General features: G+C 39.0%; 23 protein-coding genes. 14 read left to right on the forward strand and 9 right to left on the reverse strand.

What is annotated here, in order from left to right; all coding sequences use genetic code 11:
* The 11 genes from VEB00_12055 to VEB00_12105 form a co-directional block, all read left to right on the forward strand.
* On the forward strand, nt 1-307 hold a 307-nt coding region (locus tag VEB00_12055), incomplete at its 5' end, for a substrate-binding domain-containing protein (GenBank protein ID HYF83748.1).
* A gap of 299 nt (nt 308-606) precedes the next feature.
* Complete coding sequence (locus VEB00_12060) at nt 607-870, forward strand: TM1266 family iron-only hydrogenase system putative regulator (GenBank protein HYF83749.1); 264 nt, start codon at nt 607-609, stop codon at nt 868-870.
* A 5-nt stretch (nt 871-875) separates the two neighbouring features.
* On the forward strand, nt 876-1,940 hold the full coding sequence (gene hydE, locus VEB00_12065; GenBank protein ID HYF83750.1) for a [FeFe] hydrogenase H-cluster radical SAM maturase HydE: 1,065 nt from the start codon (nt 876-878) through the stop codon (nt 1,938-1,940).
* Complete coding sequence (hydG, locus tag VEB00_12070) at nt 1,941-3,359, forward strand: [FeFe] hydrogenase H-cluster radical SAM maturase HydG (protein HYF83751.1); 1,419 nt, start codon at nt 1,941-1,943, stop codon at nt 3,357-3,359.
* A 25-nt stretch (nt 3,360-3,384) separates the two neighbouring features.
* Complete coding sequence (hydF, locus tag VEB00_12075; GenBank protein ID HYF83752.1) at nt 3,385-4,578, forward strand: [FeFe] hydrogenase H-cluster maturation GTPase HydF; 1,194 nt, start codon at nt 3,385-3,387, stop codon at nt 4,576-4,578.
* Nucleotides 4,579-4,925: 347 nt separating this feature from the next.
* Entirely contained in the window at nt 4,926-5,282 is a 357-nt protein-coding gene (locus VEB00_12080; GenBank protein ID HYF83753.1) for a hypothetical protein, read from the forward strand.
* A gap of 950 nt (nt 5,283-6,232) precedes the next feature.
* Nucleotides 6,233-7,240: a ParB/Srx family N-terminal domain-containing protein gene (locus VEB00_12085; GenBank protein HYF83754.1), complete on the forward strand. Its 1,008-nt coding sequence runs from the start codon at nt 6,233-6,235 to the stop codon at nt 7,238-7,240.
* A 4-nt stretch (nt 7,241-7,244) separates the two neighbouring features.
* The gene (locus VEB00_12090; GenBank protein ID HYF83755.1) at nt 7,245-7,658 is read left to right on the forward strand and encodes a hypothetical protein; all 414 of its coding nucleotides are present in this window, start codon (nt 7,245-7,247) and stop codon (nt 7,656-7,658) included.
* Nucleotides 7,655-9,142, forward strand: a complete 1,488-nt coding sequence (locus VEB00_12095) for a DEAD/DEAH box helicase (protein ID HYF83756.1) — start codon at nt 7,655-7,657, stop codon at nt 9,140-9,142. The genes VEB00_12090 and VEB00_12095 overlap by 4 nt, the downstream gene beginning before the upstream one ends.
* Before the next feature lies 1 nt (nt 9,143).
* Nucleotides 9,144-10,133: a ParB/RepB/Spo0J family partition protein gene (locus VEB00_12100; GenBank protein ID HYF83757.1), complete on the forward strand. Its 990-nt coding sequence runs from the start codon at nt 9,144-9,146 to the stop codon at nt 10,131-10,133.
* 46 nt (nt 10,134-10,179) lie between these two features.
* The gene (locus VEB00_12105) at nt 10,180-11,994 is read left to right on the forward strand and encodes a hypothetical protein (GenBank protein HYF83758.1); all 1,815 of its coding nucleotides are present in this window, start codon (nt 10,180-10,182) and stop codon (nt 11,992-11,994) included.
* A gap of 369 nt (nt 11,995-12,363) precedes the next feature.
* On the opposite strand, the gene VEB00_12110 is transcribed toward VEB00_12105, so the two are convergent.
* Nucleotides 12,364-12,582, reverse strand: a complete 219-nt coding sequence (locus VEB00_12110) for a helix-turn-helix transcriptional regulator (GenBank protein ID HYF83759.1) — start codon at nt 12,580-12,582, stop codon at nt 12,364-12,366.
* Nucleotides 12,583-12,698: 116 nt separating this feature from the next.
* Here VEB00_12110 and VEB00_12115 point away from each other — a divergent pair, with 116 nt between their 5' ends.
* Complete coding sequence (locus tag VEB00_12115; protein HYF83760.1) at nt 12,699-12,992, forward strand: hypothetical protein; 294 nt, start codon at nt 12,699-12,701, stop codon at nt 12,990-12,992.
* Between the two features lie 54 nt (nt 12,993-13,046).
* Here the strand turns inward: VEB00_12115 and VEB00_12120 are convergent, their stop codons facing one another.
* Nucleotides 13,047-13,412, reverse strand: coding sequence for a helix-turn-helix transcriptional regulator (locus VEB00_12120; GenBank protein ID HYF83761.1), 366 nt, complete (start codon nt 13,410-13,412; stop codon nt 13,047-13,049).
* A 165-nt stretch (nt 13,413-13,577) separates the two neighbouring features.
* Here VEB00_12120 and VEB00_12125 point away from each other — a divergent pair, with 165 nt between their 5' ends.
* On the forward strand, nt 13,578-13,913 hold the full coding sequence (locus tag VEB00_12125) for a helix-turn-helix transcriptional regulator (GenBank protein ID HYF83762.1): 336 nt from the start codon (nt 13,578-13,580) through the stop codon (nt 13,911-13,913).
* A 104-nt stretch (nt 13,914-14,017) separates the two neighbouring features.
* Here VEB00_12125 and mutT read toward each other — a convergent pair whose 3' ends face one another.
* The 4 genes from mutT to VEB00_12145 all read right to left on the reverse strand — a co-directional run bounded on the left by mutT (nt 14,018) and on the right by VEB00_12145 (nt 17,087).
* On the reverse strand, nt 14,018-14,410 hold the full coding sequence (gene mutT / locus VEB00_12130; protein ID HYF83763.1) for an 8-oxo-dGTP diphosphatase MutT: 393 nt from the start codon (nt 14,408-14,410) through the stop codon (nt 14,018-14,020).
* Nucleotides 14,407-16,368 (reverse strand): DUF2075 domain-containing protein, encoded by a 1,962-nt coding sequence (locus tag VEB00_12135; GenBank protein HYF83764.1) that lies wholly within the window; start codon nt 16,366-16,368, stop codon nt 14,407-14,409. The genes mutT and VEB00_12135 overlap by 4 nt, the downstream gene beginning before the upstream one ends.
* An 11-nt stretch (nt 16,369-16,379) precedes the next feature.
* The gene (locus VEB00_12140) at nt 16,380-16,622 is read right to left on the reverse strand and encodes a helix-turn-helix transcriptional regulator (protein ID HYF83765.1); all 243 of its coding nucleotides are present in this window, start codon (nt 16,620-16,622) and stop codon (nt 16,380-16,382) included.
* A gap of 261 nt (nt 16,623-16,883) precedes the next feature.
* Nucleotides 16,884-17,087, reverse strand: coding sequence for an NAD(P)H-dependent oxidoreductase (locus VEB00_12145; GenBank protein HYF83766.1), 204 nt, complete (start codon nt 17,085-17,087; stop codon nt 16,884-16,886).
* 268 nt (nt 17,088-17,355) lie between these two features.
* Here VEB00_12145 and VEB00_12150 point away from each other — a divergent pair, with 268 nt between their 5' ends.
* On the forward strand, nt 17,356-18,168 hold the full coding sequence (locus VEB00_12150; protein HYF83767.1) for an ATP-binding protein: 813 nt from the start codon (nt 17,356-17,358) through the stop codon (nt 18,166-18,168).
* A 217-nt stretch (nt 18,169-18,385) separates the two neighbouring features.
* Here the strand turns inward: VEB00_12150 and VEB00_12155 are convergent, their stop codons facing one another.
* The 3 genes from VEB00_12155 to VEB00_12165 are packed head-to-tail and all read right to left on the reverse strand — an operon-like array spanning nt 18,386 to nt 20,740.
* Nucleotides 18,386-19,090 carry an ABC transporter ATP-binding protein gene (locus VEB00_12155; GenBank protein ID HYF83768.1) on the reverse strand — a complete coding sequence of 235 codons (705 nt, stop codon included), beginning with the start codon at nt 19,088-19,090 and terminating at the stop codon, nt 18,386-18,388.
* On the reverse strand, nt 19,084-19,845 hold the full coding sequence (locus tag VEB00_12160) for an ABC transporter ATP-binding protein (GenBank protein HYF83769.1): 762 nt from the start codon (nt 19,843-19,845) through the stop codon (nt 19,084-19,086). Before VEB00_12160 ends, VEB00_12155 begins: the two co-directional genes overlap by 7 nt.
* On the reverse strand, nt 19,838-20,740 hold the full coding sequence (locus VEB00_12165) for a branched-chain amino acid ABC transporter permease (GenBank protein ID HYF83770.1): 903 nt from the start codon (nt 20,738-20,740) through the stop codon (nt 19,838-19,840). Before VEB00_12165 ends, VEB00_12160 begins: the two co-directional genes overlap by 8 nt.
* Between the last annotated feature and the right edge of the window lie 4 nt (nt 20,741-20,744).

A 20,744-nucleotide genomic window follows, 5' to 3' on the forward strand; every position in this document is an offset into this window, starting at 1 on the left:
CTTATCAGTTATGGAGAATATCCTTCAAGCACAACCGGAAATCAATGCAGTTTTCGCTCATAATGACGAAATGGCATTAGGCGCATTACAAGCTATAAAGGCTTCAGGAAAGACAATAATGGTAGTTGGCTTTGACGCAACTGATGATGCTGTAAAAGCTGTAGAAGCCGGCGAAATGGCTGCTACTGTAGCTCAACAGCCTGCAAAGATTGGCTCCCTGGGCGTAGAGAATGCAGTAAAGGTTATCAAGGGCGAAACTATTGAGAAGGCTATTCCAGTAGATCTTCAATTAGTTACAAAGAAATAATAAAAATTAGTAATTAAGAAAATGCCTTGCTCTTAAAAGCAAGGCATTTTCTCATTCATTTTGCCATTTATAATATGCTTGTGTTTGAAGCTATAACGTGATATGCTATATTACAGTTGGTGATTGTTAATATTATATCAATGATTTTCTTGCAGCAAACCAAAAATGAAAAAGTTATCGTGCTGAAGTGGTGAGGGTTCGTCCCGAGCAAGAAGGCGAGAGAATAGATGAAGTTTTATGCTTGCTATCCTTGTGCCTTTTTGACACAAGGATTTTTTACGTTGAAAGGGAGGGTTGAAATGGAAACAAGAATTGCTCTGATTGGCATCATTATAGAAAACAAAGAATCAGTAGAAAGATTAAATGCTATTCTCCATGAATATTCGCAGTATATTATCGGAAGAATGGGAATACCTAATGCAAAAGAAGGTGTTGCAGTGATAAGCATTGTTTTGGACGCGCCCAACGATACCATAAGTGCTCTTTCGGGGAAATTGGGTATGCTGCCGCAGGTGAGTGCCAAAACTATCTTTTCAAAGCTGCCTGTAGTTACGGAAAGGTGATGAATATGGAATACTTAGTTGATAAATTAGAGGCTGAAGGTTCACTTACGAAAGAGGAGTTTGTACAGCTTTTGAGTCACACCTCTCCGGCCCTTTCTGAATATTTGTTTGAAAAATCCAGAAAAATGGCAAATAAATATTTTGGAAATCGCATATACACGAGAGGCTTGATTGAGTTTACGAATTACTGCAAAAATAATTGCTTTTACTGCGGTATACGAGCAGAGAACCGGAAGGTGGAGCGCTATCGCCTCAGCAAGGATGAGATACTGAATTGCTGCAGGGAGGGATATGCTCTTGGTTTTCGCACCTTTGTTCTGCAGGGTGGGGAGGACAGCTTCTATAGCGACAGCGAAATGGTTGATATTATTTCGGAAATTAAGGGAAATTACCCGGATTGCGCTTTGACTTTATCAATCGGAGAAAAAAGCGCCGAATCCTATAAAGCATTTTATGACGCAGGAGCTGACAGATATCTTCTCCGCCATGAAACTGCCGATGCCGGCCATTATGGGATGCTTCACCCTAAAATACTAAACCTGCAAAACCGCAAACAATGTCTGTGGACACTTAAAAGTATAGGCTATCAAGTGGGTACGGGTTTTATGGTAGGCTCACCCTTTCAAACTGTTGAGAACCTTGCAGAGGATTTGATGTTTATAAAAGAATTATCTCCAGAGATGATTGGCATCGGACCCTTCATCCCGCACCATGACACACCCTTTGCGGATAAAGCGCAGGGATCCTTTGAGCTTACTCTGTTTCTTATCGGAATACTGCGTCTTATGATACCGAATGCACTTATTCCGGCAACAACAGCCCTTGGAACAATTAATCCTCTAGGCCGCGAAAAGGGTATACTTGCAGGCGCAAATGTAGTAATGCCAAATCTTTCGCCTGTAAAGGTGCGAAAAAAATATGAACTCTATGACAACAAAATCTGCACCGGGGAAGAAGCCGCAGAATGCAGGTTCTGCCTGCAAAATCGTATGCAGAGCATAGGATATGAACTTGTTACTGACAGAGGAGATTTTAAACCAGCAGATAACAATCAGAAGGGGGTAATATAAATGTATGATGTAAAATCCAAAAAAGCGGAAGATTTTATAAATGACGAAGAAATACTGGATACAATTGAGTATGCAGAAAAAAATAAAAACAATCGCGAACTGATAGAAAGCATTATAGAAAAGGCAAAAAAATTAAAGGGAGTTTCTCATCGCGAGGCCGCCGTTCTTTTAGAATGCGAGATTCAAGATGTAAATGAAAAGCTGTATAAGCTTGCCAGAGAAATAAAGCAGAAATTTTATGGGAATAGAATTGTTATGTTTGCACCGCTTTATCTTTCCAATTATTGCGTAAACGGCTGTGTTTACTGTCCATATCATTATCAAAACAAGCATATTTATCGCAAAAAGCTCACACAGGAGGAAATACGAAACGAAGCTATTGCGCTGCAGGACATGGGCCACAAGCGTTTAGCTCTTGAAGCAGGGGAAGACCCCGTAAACAATCCGATTGAATATATACTGGAAAGCATTAAGACAATATATTCAATCAAACACAAAAACGGCGAAATCAGACGCGTAAATGTGAACATTGCGGCAACAACCGTTGAAAATTACCACAAACTGAAGGAAGCAGGAATAGGCACATATATTTTGTTTCAGGAAACATACAATAAAAAGAATTATGAGGAGCTGCACCCGAAAGGACCGAAGCATGATTACTCTTATCATACAGAGGCAATGGACCGTGCCATGGAGGGCGGCATTGATGATGTAGGCATCGGCGTGCTGTTTGGGCTGAATATGTACAGATATGACTTTATAGGCATGCTTATGCATGCTGAGCATTTGGAGGCCGCAATGGGAGTCGGCCCACACACGATCAGTGTTCCGCGCATTCGTCCTGCCGACGATATTGATCCGGCAAATTTCTCTAACGCCATTTCTGATTCCATGTTTGAGAAGATAGTTGCCGTGCTCCGTATTGCTGTGCCATATACAGGCATGATCGTATCAACACGTGAATCCCAAAAGACCCGTGAGCGTGTTTTACAGCTTGGGATTTCTCAAATAAGCGGCGGCTCAAAAACCAGTGTCGGTGGATATTCCGAGCCGGAGCCGGAGGAGGAAAACTCCGCACAGTTTGAAGTTGACGACACACGTACCCTTGATCAAGTAGTAAACTGGCTCCTGGAGCTTGGATATATACCCAGCTTTTGCACTGCCTGCTACCGTGAGGGCAGAACCGGAGACCGCTTTATGTCACTTGTTAAATCAGGGCAGATTGCGAACTGCTGCCAGCCCAATGCTTTAATTACTCTTAAGGAGTACCTGGAGGATTATGCTTCACCCGATACAAAGGGAAAGGGCGAAAAGCTGATCCAGGAGGAGCTTAACCATATTCCGAATGAAAAGGTAAAAGCTGCCGCAGTTAAGTATCTCTATGAGGTCGGCAGCGGAAAACGGGATTTTAGATTCTAATCCACATGAAGAAGGAGAATTCATTATGAGTTTACAGGATACTCCCCGCTCGAACCGACTCCATATAGGCATTTTCGGGAAGCGAAACAGCGGGAAATCATCATTGATAAACGCACTGACAAATCAAAATATCGCTATCGTATCGGATATTGCCGGTACGACTACCGACCCTGTTTATAAATCAATGGAAATACATGGTGTAGGACCATGTGTGTTTGTTGATACGGCAGGCTTTGATGACATTGGTGAGATAGGCAGGCTGCGCGTTTCTCAGACCAAAAAGGCGATGGAGAAGACAGATATTGCCATAATGATGTTTAGTGAGGATATTACAAAAGATGAAATCGAATGGGTGGAAGAATTAAAAAGAAAACATATTCCAGTCATTTCCGTGATCAATAAAATCGATATTATTCACAATGCCGAGGCTTTACGTAAGTCGGTAGAAGAAAAATGCAAAATACCGGCTATATTGGTCAGTGCCCTCACAAAGGAAGGCGTCGATAAAATCCGAAAAGAAATTATCCGTGCGCTTCCTGCGGATTATGAAAACGAAAGCATCGTGTCAAATCTGGCAAAGTCTGATGACGTTGTTCTTCTTGTCATGCCTCAGGATATCCAAGCACCTAAGGGAAGACTTATCCTGCCGCAAGTGCAGATTATAAGAGAGCTGCTTGATAAAAAATGTATCGTAATAAGCGTGACAACAGATAAGCTTGAGGCCGCGTTAGACAGCCTGAAGCATCCGCCAAAGTTGATTATTACCGATTCACAGGTATTCAAAGCAGTTTATGAAAAAAAGCCTGCAGAAAGCATGCTCACATCATTTTCCGTATTGATGGCGGGTTATAAAGGGGACTTGGATTATTTTGTCCAAAGCGCTTATGCTATCGAGCAGCTGACAGAAAGGTCTAAGGTATTGATTGCCGAAGCCTGCACCCATGCGCCATTGACAGAAGATATCGGGAGAGAAAAAATTCCCCGCTTTCTGCGTGAAAGAATCGGCGAGGGCCTGAGGATAGATATAGTCAGCGGTACGGATTTTCCGGAGGATGTTTCCGGCTACGATCTTATCATACATTGCGGGGGGTGCATGTTTAACAGGAAATATGTACTGTCGCGTATTGAAAAAGCCCGAGCAGCTCATGTTCCAATGTCAAATTACGGTGTTGTAATTGCCTATTTATCCGGGATTTTGGGGAACATAGATTTGCCTTGAAATTATCGGGGAGAAAGAATAACTCTCAGGAGAGATTGTAGTACCGGAGTTTCAAGGCAAAGGAATAGGGAAACAACTGGTTACATTACTTATGGAGAAGTTTAAACATACTACTATTTATCTAACATATACAGAAGAAAAAGACACTTTTTATGAAAAATTCGGATTTCAAAAAATAGATAATGCGATGCGTATGTTAAAACACTAGCTAAGCCCCACAATCGCCCAACAACATAATTATTGTAAATACCCTGTTGCTAGGGCATGTGTATTGATTAAACCAAAAATTGGATAAAATAACTATATTCGTTTGCTTCTAACATATGCTATAATAATCCAAAAGGGGAGTGAAGGCCTTGGCAGATAAAATGTTTGAGTTAATGGAAAAGATGTATATAGAATTCAAGGATTTTAAGGGAGATATAACAGCAAAGGTCGTAAGCCTGGATGCAAAGATTGGAGGCTTAGATGCGAAGGTCGGAAGCCTGGATACAAAGGTCGGAAGCCTGGATACAAATGTTGGAAATATACGCAAAGATGTGTTGCGTATTGAAAATAAGCTTGATACCAACTCTAAAGCATTGTTTGACGGATATAGTCAGACTTATGAAAAACTTACTGTGCTTGAAAAAAAGGTTGATGATATTAGCTCTAAGGTTGAAAAGCAAGATGTAGAAATCAGAGTAATAAAGGGTGCAAAATAATTGATACAAAAACCTTCCCGTCGTTGACAGGAAGGTTTTTCAATATGGGTAAAAATGTCTAGTTTTCACGCATATTATTTTTACATAGGTAATACCAACACATATTAAGATTCTACCCCAGCCCCAGATATACTCCAGAGAATTAGTGGAATTGCTTTTTTCGAGTTTTATACCAAAATCGCATATATAGAAGCGGGTCTTAAAGTGACAAGGAAAACTGCTTCTGGGTACTTAGTTGAGTTTGAAAAGAGCGAATTTTTGGAGTCGTAGAAAATTGGAAGAGAGAAGATTTATACTAATAAACGTCTTTATGAAGTTGTAAAGGAAGCGGGTATGGAGAAGTAGGAGGGCTGAGTTGGGTTAGGTGGAATATGCTGATAAGTTTGGTGACTTATATATTGTATCTCTGTTGCTTTAAAAAGTTAACATACATAAGATTTATTACAGTAAACCGTATCATAATTAAGTGCGGAAGTGCACAGAGGTAAGTTATACCAAAGCTTATAGATAGTTTACGTATTCATTTCTATTTGAAGTTATAAAGAAAGTAAGTTGACAAGTTGACAGACTGCACATAATCTCCATAATCTCATGAGTCGTAATCCAAATAAACATGGAATATGAAATGAATATATTTATTTTGTAGTTATTGAAGGATATACTAATTCCATGTCAAATTATAACATTATTGGATGAGAAAATGTCTTATTATGTGAATTCCATCATGAGGATTTAAACAGGCTCTTGTACAGCAGTTAACCATAACGGATATAGAGATAGTCTGGAGTTATATCATGTAATATATTTAGATGATTTTCGAGCCTCGATGGTACTAAAAGGGTGATTTAATAAGATTGAATTGAATGATGTCATGGTTAATTGATATATATAAATGATAGAAACATTACATATTGTAATAGAGCACTAAATAAACAAGAGGAGATTTGATAATGAAATCTGAATATCGTGAGATTCGTGTAAGTGAGATCATGTTAGATTATGAAAATCCTAGGATTGCGAAATATTTAGAAATATATGGTGAGGGTCAAATATCGAGTGAAACTATTTCAATGGCGTTAGGAGCGGGAACTGATGAAAAATCCGGACCATCATATAGCAGCTTAAAGGAATCAATAAAGGCAAATCAAGGGATTATACACCCAATCATTGTCAATGAGTTAGATAACGGCAAACTGGTAGTTATTGAAGGAAATACAAGGGTTCAAATATATAAAGAGTTTTATCAGGCTGGTGTTCCAGGTGAATGGGAGACTATTAGTTCAATAGTTTATAAAGATTTAGCAGATGAAGAAATCCATGCTATTAGGCTTCAGTCGCATCTGGTTGGACCGAGAGATTGGGATCCATATTCAAAAGCTAAGTACTTAAATTACCTGAGTAATAAAGAAAAGCTTCCAATTCTACAAATTATATCGTTTTGTGGAGGAAAATCAGCAGAAGTTAAAAAAATGATAGATGCGTATTACGATATAGAAAATTATTATCGTTCTAACTTAGATGACGATAGTGAATTTGACCAGAGAGAATTTTCTAAATTTATGGAGCTTCAAAATAGAGGTATAAAAGACGCAATAGTTATACATAAATATGACCGAAACGATTTTGCAAAATGGGTAATAGATGGTAATATTGATACGGCGCAAAATGTCAGAAAGATTCCTGTTATATTAAAAAGCAAAGAAGCAACGAAGGTATTTCTTGAGGAAAATATTTCTGAAGCAATGAAAGTCTTGGCAATTGAAGAATTTGACGCAGGACCGATAAAAGATGTTTCGTATGGAATTTTAGCATCTGAATTAACTAAAAAGCTAAGAAATATTAAATACGCAGAGATAAGAAGCCTTAGGTTTGATCCGGATTATGATGACAAAAAAGCAATATTATTTGATTTATTAGATGAATTGATGGCGGTAGCTGAGGAGATAAAAGAGGAATAGAAAAATGGGAGAGTCTATACAGCACATTAAAATGATACATAATATTATGCACATAGTTTCGGAGATCGTACCAGAAAAGTTTAGAGGTTTTATTTTACTGGACATTTCTGAAAGCCAAGAAAAACCTCCGAAAACGGCTGAAGGTTACCGGCCAGATCTATATTATTGCCATAATGACATAATGGTAATAGGTGAAGCAAAAACTTCTTTTGATTTTGAAAGGAAGCATAGCAAACAACAGTATTTATCTTATATGAAAGCATGTTCCATGTTTGAAGGGACGGCGTATTTAATTATTGCTGTGCCATGGACTGAATGTAGATCGGCTAAAAATATGTTGAGGCGGATGAAATCAAATAATGAATTTGATTTGAATATTAAAGTGATTGATGATGTGGGGCAGGTGGGACTGGTATGAGAAAAGTTAAGTTGAAAAACGAGCCTATTCTTATTGCAAAGCTTAGTGCATTTCCATATCAAAAAGATGCTTTTGATGCAGTTAAAGATTTACCATATTCAGCAATTTTTCATGAGCAAGGTTTAGGTAAAACCAAAATAGCTATTGATTTACTATTATATTGGTTAGAATATAAAGATGTGGATACAGTGCTAATAGTGACAAAAAAGCAACTGATACAGAATTGGAAAACCGAATTTATGTCTCACACATACATTAAGCCTGCCGTTTTAACTAATAATAGGGCAGAAAACTTTTATGTGTTTAATGGACCAGCTAGAGTTGTTATTACGAATTTCGAGACAATACCTGCCGAAAAAGTAAGATTTCATCTGTATCTCAAATCGAGAAATGTTGCCATAATAATTGACGAGTCAGCTAAACTAAAAAATCCAAAATCTAAATTATCAAAGGACTTTTTTGAACTCTCATCTAAATTTGTGATTAAAACAATAATGACGGGAACTCCTGTTGCTAATAGACCATATGATATATGGTCCCAGATCTTTTTTTTGGATAGCGGTGAAAGTTTGGGAACTGATTTTAAGTCGTTCAAAAACATAACTGATTTATCAAATAAGCTTTATGAAGATGATGATAAAAAAGAAATATTTGAGGATGCCGTTTCGGATATTTATAGGAAGATTAATAAGTTTTCAGTGAGAGAAACCAAAGACAGCGGAATAATCAATTTGCCAGATAAACAGTATATGAATGTCTGGGCAAAGTTTGAGCCACAGCAAAAAGAAATATACGATAAAATAAAAGATGAAATGGCTATTTTGGTACAAAAAGGGGACAAGTCTATATTTGACGATTCAACAGCAACACTTAAGCGCCTATTAAGATTAGTACAAGTAACATCCAATCCAAAATTAATTGATGATATGTACTTTGGAAATTCAGGTAAAGAACAAGAGTTGGAGATACTGGTAGATGGAATTATTGCTAAAGGTGAAAAATGCATTGTTTGGTCGAGCTTCATTGGAAATATTAATTATTTTACTCAGAAATATTCAAGATACAATGCGGTTAAGGTTCATGGAGGCATGACTATTATTGACAGAAATAAGTCTATTGATAGATTTAGAAAAGATGAGTATAAAATTTTGTTTGCAACACCTCAATCTGCTAAGGAAGGATTAACATTAACAATGGCAAATCATGTAATCTTTTATGATAGAGGATTCAGTTTGGATGATTACCTACAAGCTCAAGATAGAATACATAGAATATCACAAGTAAAAACATGTTATGTCTACAACATAATGATTAACGATAGTATTGATGTATGGGTAGATACACTGCTTAAGGCAAAGCAAAATTCGGCGCATCTTGCGCAAGGTGATATCAATAAGATGGAATATCAGGATGTAGCAGACTACAGTTTTGGCAGCCTTGTAAAGCAAATTCTAAATCTTAATGACGGTGATGAGGAGGTATAATTTGAGTAAAAAAATGACAATTGGCAAAAAAGAATTTGAAGTCGAGGAAAAGGAATTACTACAGGTTGACCTAAAGTTCTATCCAGAGAATCCTCGTATTTATTCTGTATTAAATGTAGCAAACGGAATTCCTGAACAAGATGAAATTGAAGAGCAGTTAATGAACATGGAGCATGTCAAGCAATTGAGACTATCTATTGAGGCAAATGGCGGTCTTATAGATCCATTAATAGTGCGTGCAAAGGATAACGTAGTATTGGAGGGGAATAGTAGATTAGCTGCATACAGATTATTGGCAAAGAAGGACCCTGCTAAGTGGGGGCGTGTTAAATGCACAATACTACCTTCTGACATACCAGAGTCTAGCATCTTTACTCTATTGGGACAATATCATATTATAGGAAGAAAAGATTGGAGTCCATTTGAACAAGCTGGATATTTATATAGAAGGGTAAACGTCTATGGATCTGGATTGTCAGTAGATATTATGGCAAAAGAGTTGGGATTAGAAAAAGCAACAGCACAAAATTACTATAGGGTATATTCTTTTATGGTAGAAAAAGATGACTTGAAGGCAGGCCATTGGAGCTATTATGATGAGTACTTAAAAAATCGTGGTATTAAAAAATACAGAGAAACATATGCCAATCTGGATGAAACAATTGTGACACAGATAAAAAATGAAGAAATTTCACAAGCAATTGATATACGAAACAAACTTGGTGTCATTGCAAAAGTATCCGGGAAAACTGCTAATAAAATTATGTCTGGAATTTGCGAAGGGAAAATCGATATTTACGAAGGGTTTGACAGGATCCAAGATACAGGGAAAACAAGTAATGCATACCAAATATTATATAAGTTTAGAAGCAAAATTAGCGAAGATGATTTTGAGGTACAAGTGAAAAGGGAAGATCCTAAACAGATAACGTTTGAACTCAAAAAAATCAAGATGGCAGTTGATAAGATATTAAAAGAGATAAAAGAGTAGTCGAAGTTGAATAGCCAATAGAACTTAGGGATAGTTGGAGAAAAATATGAAAATAGGTATTGTAGATGCTGATTTAATGGATAATGGAACACGTCACCCAAATTTAGCACTCATGAAAATAGCAGGATACCATAGGGAAATAGGTGACGAAATAAGTTTAATATACGATTCGTATGATAATACAAAAAAGTTCGATCATGTGTATATTTCTAAGGTGTTCAATTTTACATATATACCAGAGTCGGTGATGGCTGAACCTAATGTAAGTTTTGGTGGTACTGGCTTTTTTGCAGATGGAGGAACTGATCTTCCGTATGAGATAGAGCATCATATGCCATACTATGATTTGTATAAAGAATATGTAGATTTACAAATTTCAAGAGGAAAAGATGCTCAAAGGTATTCTGACTACTTGAATTTTTCAATCGGTTTTACAACAAGAGGCTGTTTTCGCAAATGTGAATTTTGTGTAAATAAGAAGTATGATAAAGTACAAAAACATGCACATGTGTATGAATTTTTAGATGAGAGCCGATCCAAGATCTATTTATGGGATGATAATATTCTTGGATGTACTGATTGGGAGGATGTTATTAATGAATTAGTTGAAACGGATAAGCCGTTTCAGTTTAGGCAGGGACTAGATCTAAGATTAATGACAGATAGAAAAGCATATCGATTTAATCAAGTTAAATATTATGGAGATTTTATTTTCGCTTTTGATCATTTGAGTGATAAAGATAATATCATTAGTAAAGTACAATTGTGGAAAAAATATACCAACAAGCATCCCAAAATGTATGTTCTAAGTGCATTTAACTCACAAGATGAACATGATATTGAAAATGTGTTTGAGAGAATTCATATCCTTATGAGATATGGATGCTTGCCATATATTATGCGCTATGAAGATTATGAAAACAGCAAATATAAAGGTCTTTATATACAGATTGCGAGATGGTGCAATCAACCTCAATTCTATAAAAAAATGTCATTTAGAGAATTTTGTGAAAGGAATCAATATTATCATCCAAATCCGAATACTCTATGCTCAGCTTATCGTGCGATGATTGAATTTGAAACAGAACATCCGGCAATTGCCAAAAAATATTTTGATCTTAAGCTGATGAACGAAAATATTTATAGAATAAATTATGGCTATGGTAGAAGATTTTACAATAAACAGGAATGTAGTCAGTGTAAGTTGAAAAAGCAGCAGTGGGATGCAGTTGTGAATGGTGAGCTAAGCGAAGAGCAGGTAATGAATTTATACTATCTAAAAGAAATTGATTATAATTGCTTGAGATATAAAAACGCTGAGTGTGAAATAACTTCAAATAAAGTTGGAGAATATTTGGCTAAGTTCATTATCAATTTAAGTGAAGATAATATTTGCAATATAATTTGTAATGCCACTGATATTGAGGAGTTAAGCAAAGATGTTTGTATAGTACCTCGATATTCAAAAAAGTATTATGTTGACTTGATGAATAAAATCTTTTCTGGCACTTTGTATGATTCTATTAGTATTAAGAATATTTATAGAATTGTTGGTATTGATAAACAGAAAGATCGATCCATATTAATGGAACATTTAAAGATATTAGCATTACTTGACTTTATTGTTTTGAGCAGAGACAACAAAAATGGAACAGTATCATTATCAATGCTCGGACAGGAATTTGTGAAAATGGGAGAAAAAGATAAAGATTATATTTGGAGAAGAAATTTGTACAGATTACCTTCTGTACAACATTATATTCGTATGGCAGATGATTATGTTACCTTTGAGAGAAAATTAATAGCCTTACATATAGCTAATATCAAAGATATTATGTCGTATTTGCATAAAAATTTTTAATCAACTTATCAGGTGCAAAACAAGTAAGACACACAGGGGGACGGTTTGAAAATAACCGTCTCTGGTGCTATTTTATAGATTGAACATTTCGTTTTTAAACCTTGATATTATCTCGTTGTCTGCTGGCAGCAAATGTAGGAAAGTCAAAACATAACTGTCTCAACAAAAATGAGGGGTGCCAGGGAAACCTCCGGTGCGGCTGGGAAATGCCGAATAGTTTAGCAGGTGGAAACCCTGCCTGAAAAGACTCAACCAAGTCATCAGTAGCGAGTCATGAATATGTGGGAGTAATCCCATATATTAAGCGTTGACAGCCAGATAGTAGGCTTGTAAGAGGGACAAGGGGACAGGTACAATGTCCCTTCTTTGTCAGTCTTTTGGATAGGGCTTTATCCTGTTTGTTCTGTTCAAGAGATAATCCGTGCTTGTATTATGCAAGTCCGCCAGTTTGATTAAAATTCCGGTAGGTATATCCACATCGCCGCGTTCATAATTACTGTAAATCCTTTGGCTGCAATTGAGATACGCCGCAACCTGTGTCTGCGTTAAATCCTTGTCTTCCCGCAGATTCCGCATTCTTTCATACATATGAAATCACCTCAAGATAATTATAATTTAGCGAATTATTCGCTATTGACTTTTAGCGGAAATATCGCTAAAATTATTTTGGGATATGAAATTGAAAGTTAGAAAGAAGGTGGAATATGAAATCTATTTTGGAAGAACTGTATGCGAGTAATATATACCCCGATGAGTTGATTATATCAAAGGACCCTGAATACCGTCCATTAAGTCAAAAAATATCTGATATCCTGGAAATGTGGGAAAAGAAGCTTTCAGAAAATGATTACAATCAACTTGAAACACTGTTGGATTTGCGTTCTCAATTGAGTTCAATGGAAGCTTCGGAATCGTTTATATATGGATTTAGGCTGGGTGCATTGATCATGACTGAAGTATTGGCCGGAAAAGAAGAACTTGTACGTGGAAGAAATTAAAATCTGTAATATAATGCTGATAATATAATAAAGCTAAGGAGTGATTCTGGTAAATTACTTATCCTTAGCTTTATTATATTTGTGAATTAAATAATCTTTGAATTTTATCATCTCTTCCGCAGCTTCCGGCGGAATATCGTTGTCTTGGTAGATGGTGTTGAGCTGTGAAGGGCTGGATGCTTTATTTAGTATGCTGTCGGCAGTATCTATTATATTGGTTCTGCCAAAGAGATAATCCAAGGAAACGTTAAAATAATCCGCGATCTGAATCTTAATGTTGTCACTGGGGATTCTCTTACCGGACTCGTATTGGGATAGTGTCGTATTTGATATATTTAATATTTTGGCGAATTCAATCTGGCTAAGACTGTTATTCCGCCGGAGATGGGCAATTCTATTACCAAATATGTTGTCTTTCACTATGTACCCTCTTTTCACACTTTGTGAATTAAATATACTATATCATATAAATGGTACTATATAAATTGATTTCACGAAATGTGAAATCTAGTATTGACATTCACAATTAGCAAAACTATACTAAATATATAATTTACAATAATGATAAATGTTGGGGGCGGTGCGGTGAAAAAAAGTATAAATGAAATCAGAAACGAAAGGGGAATAACACAATCATATATTGCTGGAGAATTGGGGATTGCAGTATCAACCTACAATATGTATGAAAAGGGGAAAAGAAAAGTACCAGAGAAAATTGCTTCGGGGATTGCGCGGCTTCTTGAGATTGAAAGAGATGATATTTTTTTGCCCGCTACTTTTGCAGTTAGCAAAACTATTGAGCATTGTTCAAAATCTTCTTGCTTTGATAAAGGAGATATTTGCTGCAAATATTGTGAAGAAATGAAGTGCAGCTTTAAATGTGATGATTCAAAAAATAGGAAATGTGAATATCGATATTAATCTTAGATAAGTTGACAGTCTGTCAACTAATCAACTTATCAGGTGTAAAATAATTAAGACACATAGGGGGAGGGTTTGTTAAGAACCGTCTCTGAAGTGCTTTTTTACAGATTTAATATTTCGTTTTTAATACTTGATATTACTTCGTTGTCCGCCGGGCAGAAATCAAATTTGTAAAATTGATCTGGTGATGCCCACCGAATATCATTGTGTTCTTTCTTTTGAAGAGTACCATCAACTATCTCGCAAATGTAGAAGTTTATGTGAACGGTTCGCTGAGGATAATCAAAAGTGACCTCCGAGAATAAGGAGAGCACCTTAATAATTATGCCCAATTCTTCCTGGCATTCCCTAATAAGGCACTGCTCATCTGTTTCGCCAGGTTCAATTTTTCCTCCGGGAAACTCCCAGAGAAGCTCACAATTTTTACCTCTTGGCCTTTGGCATATAAGGACCTTGTCGCCATTTCGAATTATTGCAGCAGTCACATCAATCATATCTCTTTCACCCCCAGTTCTTTAAGATAACGATAAATCCCGTCATAAAACTCTGGCTGGCGAGTCTCATCGTTCTTATCGCCTTCTGGAACGAAAATAACAAAACCTTGACGAGCTCGGGTGAGTAGTACACGATAAGCATTCTTGAGATAATTGCGATTTTTTACATTGTTGATATTATGCCAGGCAGAACCGGTGAAACTATAATATTCAAATTCGCAACCGTTATAGCGAAAATTTGCATCCCAGCAGATGATAGTCCAATCCAATTCCAATCCCTGAATGTCAAACTCGGTAGCGGTATCTTCCATGAAATAGGAAGAACGCACATCGTCAAAACCGTTCAAAAACCAGTTTTTCGCATCAACCTTACTCTGGACCCAAACGCCATATTTTTTTAGCCGTCGTGCCCCAGAACTGGCCGTAATACCATAGCGTTGCGTTCCCTTTGCCATGTTTTTCACCCACTTTTTAGCGGTTTCCAAGTCTCGGGTGATAACTATTGGATAGTCCTCTTTTAGCGTTAGATATAAAGCAGTTGTTTTTTCTTTATCGAGATCGAGTAAGCTCTTTACAAACCCAGCTACGTTTTCGCTGCGGAATGACCGTAAAGATACGGCCAGATGCAAGTCTTTAGCCACATGATAATTCATACCGGTGAGCAATTCTGGGACAGATATACCCTGAGAATACTCACTATCGGAGATTTGGTCGGAAACATAAACATCCCATTTTGGATAATGAGCCTTTAGTGTATCGAACCACTCCAGAAGCCCAGCTTCACCTGTGTTGATTTCTTGACCGCCACCGATCAGACAGATAATTACTGCCCAATCTTCGTTACGGTCCATAATGCTGATCAGAAACTGAGGTTCGGACATATTGAAGTTTGGCTTACCCTTTTTCCTCTTCATGAAGTCAGACAGCATTTCTTTCGTCCATGCACGTTGCGCTTCATCAAATATTGCAACTTTATTAATTAGCGGGGTATTTACAGATATTGCTTCGTCCCGGAAGTGATGTATGATCTGGATAAATTCCTTTGATTTGCGCAGTGCTTCTGTTTTGCTAATTCCAGTTCGTTGGTGTTCATCACGAGCTAGTGCTTCCTGCAATACATCAACCAATGGCCCATTCCCGGAAAGAAAAACTGAATATTCGTTTTTAGTAGCATCAGTATTTTGGCGCTCGATAGCAATGTTCAGCCCCGCTAAAGTTTTTCCTGCGCCGGGTACACCAGTGATAAAGCATATAGACTTTTTACCATGGCTTTTGCTGTAGTCAATTATTTGGTTGATCGCTTTAGTGGTGCGGGACAGATTAATTGCACTGGCATCATTGCGGGAGATATCTGCAACTGTATGATTGTGATACAGCGCCTGAGCCGCTTCGATGATTGTTGGTGTCGGCATATAAATAGAGTTTATCCAGACAATCGGATCGAGCGGGATATCTGACATCTGATGAAGTACAGCGTCAATCGCAGCCCGTATGTTGTTTTGATTACATAGCAGTACATTCGTGATACCTTCTTTCAGCATAGAAACAGTAGGCCTTTCATCTGGCGCTTCAGTTGCTACTAAGATAGGCACCAATGTTCGCTGATGACTTTCCTTATGGAAGTCCTTTAAATCAAGGGCATAGTCTGTGACTTGGTAGATACCATCACGAAGAAAAGCATGTTCACCAACCTTGAATTCTAACAAGAAAACAAGTCCCTGAATGATCAAAACGTTATCAATGCGGCGGCCAATTCGGGGTATAGTGTACTCAAAGATAAGATAGCCATCCTCCAGACCCATCAGAGACCGCTTAAGAATGTCAATCTCAAACTGCCATGTGTTCCGTTGCAGATCGTTCAAGTCAAACTGGTTGTTGGCCGCCAGTATTCCCAAGATTGAGTTGGGATCTTCATGTAAAAAATTTCCCACAGAATGGTCATAATACGCACGTGCCATTACTACACCCCCTATTTGATCTCTTGCTCAAGATTATCAAACAGAGGGGAATCAAAGAATTCGCGTAATGAAATATCCAAACCATCGCAGATTTTCTTAATTGAAACAACACCGGGGTTTTGGCTCTTATTGTTCAGCATGCTGTAAATTGTTGACGGCGAAACCCCTGCATTTATGCCTAAGGTGTTTATGGCAATTTTGCTCTGTTCACAGAGTTCAACAATTCTTTTTGCAACAGCTTCTTTTACATTCATATGATATCCCTCTCTTTCGATATATCCCAAATCAAGTTTAGCAGCTTGTGGGACATATCGTGTGGGATATATCGTATATTTGATCGTTAGATGGTAAAGTGCCTGTATGTAGAGCTTATAGTAACAGGTACAAAGGTTATTAACTTACCAAGTCAAGTAAATCAAATAACCTGATACCCCTTGCACCTGACAAAAACTTACAGAACTTACAGTGCCAGGTGCGTAGGTTATTAGGTTATCAATACTACTAGAAAACATAACCTAATAACCTTTGCACCTGACACTTATGGTCTTTACAAGAGCAGGGCCTTTGTTAGGCAGTTCGCCTCCATAGGTTATTAGGAGGGCTGCTTTTTTACCTTTAAAGCTATCTTTTATCGAGCCTAATGCATAGCATCTATCCATAAATGCTTTCAGCTGGGTGGAAACGCTCGACCAATAGATTGGAGTTGCGTATACTACCACATCTGCCTAGCGGAAGATGGGATAGAGCTCCTGCATGTCTCCTCGGTAAATATACCGAAGGAGCTACTAGGGTTTTAATTTTATCGATCTGGATTATTCAGCAAGACTGGAAAAGGTGTTTTCTCATCTAAGGAGCGGCTTTACGGTTGCGTTATTTCGGGTATTAGCAAATATTGGCCAGCTCATTTAAGAAACAGATGCTTTAATTTGGAGCAATATATAAAAATATTTTGCTTAATTGCAAGTATTAAAGAAAATATTTTGTTTAATGCTTGCAATTAAGCAAAATTTATATTATAACTTAACAAAAAAACATCAGCTTTGTATTACAGCGGTAGTTGTACCCGGTACTCAAATGGGAGAAACCGGCATTGATGGCGAACGTTTTATTGCCAATAAGCGTATTGAGGGGATAATAAGCCAAATGCTTGACGAAGCTATGTACTTTGTGAAACGAAATATGCGTGAGAAAACAATAATTGATGAAAATGGCAAACGAAATGATAAGCCTGAATATCCTGTAAAGGCTGTTAGAGAAGCGGTGCTTAACGCTTTAATGCATAGGGATTACAGTATTCACACAGAGGGTACCCCTGTAAGAATAATCATATATAGCGACCGTATGGAAATCATAAATGAAGGCGGATTATATGGGAAGCTCACTATTGACAGCCTTGGGAAAATTCATACGGATACACGAAATCAAACTTTAACCAACATACTTGAAATTCTGAAAATTGCTGAGAACAGATACTCTGGCATCCCTACCATTCGTATGGAGATGCAGGAGCATAATCTTCCTGAGCCTATTTTTGAAAATAAAAGAGGCAGCTTTATTGTTACTTTAAAGAATAGAATGGAAACACAAATTGAAAGCGGTATGGTAAGAACAGGAGATATACAATCAGATTTATTGAAGTTTTGCATAACTCCCAAAACTCGTGAAGAAATAGCTAAATTTGTAGGTCGGACACAATACTATACTATGAAAACCCTTGTTATGCCGTTAGTAGAACAAAGTTTGCTTAAATTAACAATACCGAATAAGCCGAAAAGCAGAAATCAGAAGTATTTTTCTTAGGAGTAACGGGAAATAATGTACCGGGTAGAATTTTTTGTACCAGGTCCATATTCTTATAATCACATATCTCTTCAAAGGTGGTCTTTACTAACGTTGTAGAAGTGGGAGCGGGTTTAGTATTGAAATTCCAAGAGCAATAGGAAAGAAGCTTGTAGGATTTAATAAAGGGTACAGAATATCCGCTGTTACGGTATCCTGTACCCTTTTTGTTGTGAGGTTAATTGCCCAGATATGCCTTTTGCACTACATCGTTCATACGGAGGTTTTCCGCGGTATCTTCCAGCACGATGTTGCCGGTCTCGAGGACGTAGCCCCGGTGCGCGATCTTCAGCGCTTTGTTGGCATTCTGCTCCACAACCATTACTGTGATGCCCTGATTGTTCAGGTCCTTGATGATTTTGAAGCAAGTCTGGACCATGATTGGCATCAAGCCCATGGAGACCTCGTCAATCAGCAGCAGGCGCGGTTCCAGTACCAGAGCTCGACCGATGGCCAGCATCTGCTGTTCGCCGCCGCTCATAGTACGTGCCAATTGGTTGCGGCGCTCTTCTAGGCGAGGGAACAGCTCATATACCTTTCGGATATTCGGCTGTACCTTCTTGGCGTCAGATAGACGGTAGCAGCCCACGCGCAGGTTTTCCTCCACAGTGAGGTTCCCGAAGACGCGTCGACCTTCCGGCACATAGCCTACGCCCATTTCAGCGCGTTTCCATGCCGGTAAGCCGAGGATATCCTTGCCTTCCAGTAAAATCTGCCCGGACTTTGCTTCTTTGAGGCCCATGATAGTCTTGATCAAGGTGCTCTTACCGGCACCGTTGGGACCGATTACGCTGACCAACTCTCCCTTTCTGACTTCAAGACTGACCTTTTTCAAAACTTCCATCTGGCCATATGCAACTTCCAGATCTACGATTTTCAGCATTGGTCATCATCCTCCTCTCCTAAATACGCCTCAATCACCTTTTTGTCCTGTTGTACTTCTGCCGGTGAGCCTTCAGCGATCTTTTGCCCGTAGTTCAGGACCAGGATTCTGTCACATACCTTCATGGTGAGGGGAAGATTGTGCTCAATCAGGATTATGGTCTGGCCTTGTGCTTTCAGCTTGAGGATCAGCTCTGTGATCTCGTTGATGGCGAAATTGGAGAGACCGGCGCAGGGTTCATCCAGCATGATGAGCTGCGGGTCTGTAATCAGCACCCGGGCAATCTCCAGCCGGCGCAGATAGCCGAGGCTGACATCTCGGGCTTTTTTATTGGCGATCTCAGTGAGACCGACCAGCTCCATCACGGCTTCCGCCTTTTCCACTACTGCTTTGGTGTGGCTTTTTTTGAAAAAGGAACGTACACCGGTATATTCGTGGATTCCGGAGGCGGCGACTACGTTATCGAGTATTGTCAGGTCGTGCAAGGGTTTGCTAATCTGGAAGGTTCGCGCTATGCCCTTGCGCGCCATCTCATAAGGTGGAGAGCTCTGCACCTCCTGTCCATTCAGAATGACCTTGCCATCTGTAAGCTTGTATACGCCGCAGATGGAGTTGAAAAGGGTGGTCTTACCGGCGCCGTTAGGGCCGATAATACCGAGGGTCTCATGCTCGAAGACTGACATATTAAGGTTATCAACCGCCTTTAGGCCGCCGAAATACATTTTCAGACCTTCTACTCGCAGGATCTCACGCATGTGATTCACCGCCCTTCCTTTTGAGTATTATGGTTATAAGTTGGTTATATTTGCGCAGCAGGAAGCTGTCTTCTCCGAGCAGCCCCTGTGGCTGGAAACGCATCATCAGAACAATGACACCTCCGTACAGAATCATGCGGTAATCGGCGGCAAAGCGCAGAAGCTCTGGTGCCGCGCCAAGCAGTATCGCTCCGATCAATGGGCCACGGATGGTTCCGACGCCGCCCACCACTACCATGGAGATGACACTGATGGATATGACAAAGGCAAAATTGCTTGAGAAAATAAAGGTCATGCGGTGCGCATATATTCCGCCAGTGAGGCCGGCGATAGCCGTGCCGAGGATGAAAGTAAGGACCTTATAATGGCTGATATTGACGCCGAAGGAGAGCGCTGCGCCTTCATCGCCGCGCAGGCTGGCCAGCGCCAGACCGAACCAGGAATTGTTCATCTTACGGATCAGCATGCATACCAGCACAATCAGGATTATCAGCAGTACCAGGAAATGGGTGGGTGTCATCTTATTTCCGAAGAAATAGGGTGTTTTGACCGCCATACCCAGGGAACCGCCAAAGATCTCCATATTCTGAAATAAAGCTACCATGACAAAGTTTATGCCGATAGTGGTGATGGCCAGGAAGTCATCACGCAAACGGAGACTTATTACACCGAGGATGGCGCCCAGTGCTCCGGTGACAAGCATCGCCACTGGCAGCGCCAGCCAGAAATTGACACCAGCATTGGTTAAGATAGCGGCTGTATAGGCACCGATGCCAAAGAAGGCGGCATGGCCCATCATCGATTGACCGGCATAGCCGATGATGATGTTCAGGCTCAGGGCCAGCAGCGAAAATACTGCAATGTTGACTGCAACTGTCGTTATATAATTACCCATCTTA

It is taken from the genome of Clostridia bacterium (assembly GCA_035628995.1).
Classification (GTDB): Bacteria; Bacillota; Clostridia; order Lutisporales; family Lutisporaceae; genus BRH-c25.

Bases quoted from the DNA above. Each gene is read 5' to 3' on its own strand.
- VEB00_12060 (HYF83749.1), top strand. From the start codon at position 607: ATGGAAACAAGAATTGCTCTGATTGGCATCATTATAGAAAACAAAGAA.
- hydE (HYF83750.1), top strand. From the start codon at position 876: ATGGAATACTTAGTTGATAAATTAGAGGCTGAAGGTTCACTTACGAAA.
- hydG (HYF83751.1), top strand. From the start codon at position 1,941: ATGTATGATGTAAAATCCAAAAAAGCGGAAGATTTTATAAATGACGAA.
- hydF (HYF83752.1), top strand. From the start codon at position 3,385: ATGAGTTTACAGGATACTCCCCGCTCGAACCGACTCCATATAGGCATT.
- VEB00_12085 (HYF83754.1), top strand. From the start codon at position 6,233: ATGAAATCTGAATATCGTGAGATTCGTGTAAGTGAGATCATGTTAGAT.
- VEB00_12090 (HYF83755.1), top strand. From the start codon at position 7,245: ATGGGAGAGTCTATACAGCACATTAAAATGATACATAATATTATGCAC.
- VEB00_12095 (HYF83756.1), top strand. From the start codon at position 7,655: ATGAGAAAAGTTAAGTTGAAAAACGAGCCTATTCTTATTGCAAAGCTT.
- VEB00_12105 (HYF83758.1), top strand. From the start codon at position 10,180: ATGAAAATAGGTATTGTAGATGCTGATTTAATGGATAATGGAACACGT.
- VEB00_12110 (HYF83759.1), bottom strand. From the start codon at position 12,582: ATGTATGAAAGAATGCGGAATCTGCGGGAAGACAAGGATTTAACGCAG.
- VEB00_12115 (HYF83760.1), top strand. From the start codon at position 12,699: ATGAAATCTATTTTGGAAGAACTGTATGCGAGTAATATATACCCCGAT.
- mutT (HYF83763.1), bottom strand. From the start codon at position 14,410: ATGATTGATGTGACTGCTGCAATAATTCGAAATGGCGACAAGGTCCTT.
- VEB00_12135 (HYF83764.1), bottom strand. From the start codon at position 16,368: ATGGCACGTGCGTATTATGACCATTCTGTGGGAAATTTTTTACATGAA.
- VEB00_12140 (HYF83765.1), bottom strand. From the start codon at position 16,622: ATGAATGTAAAAGAAGCTGTTGCAAAAAGAATTGTTGAACTCTGTGAA.
- VEB00_12150 (HYF83767.1), top strand. From the start codon at position 17,356: ATGCTTGCAATTAAGCAAAATTTATATTATAACTTAACAAAAAAACAT.
- VEB00_12155 (HYF83768.1), bottom strand. From the start codon at position 19,090: ATGCTGAAAATCGTAGATCTGGAAGTTGCATATGGCCAGATGGAAGTT.
- VEB00_12160 (HYF83769.1), bottom strand. From the start codon at position 19,845: ATGCGTGAGATCCTGCGAGTAGAAGGTCTGAAAATGTATTTCGGCGGC.
- VEB00_12165 (HYF83770.1), bottom strand. From the start codon at position 20,740: ATGGGTAATTATATAACGACAGTTGCAGTCAACATTGCAGTATTTTCG.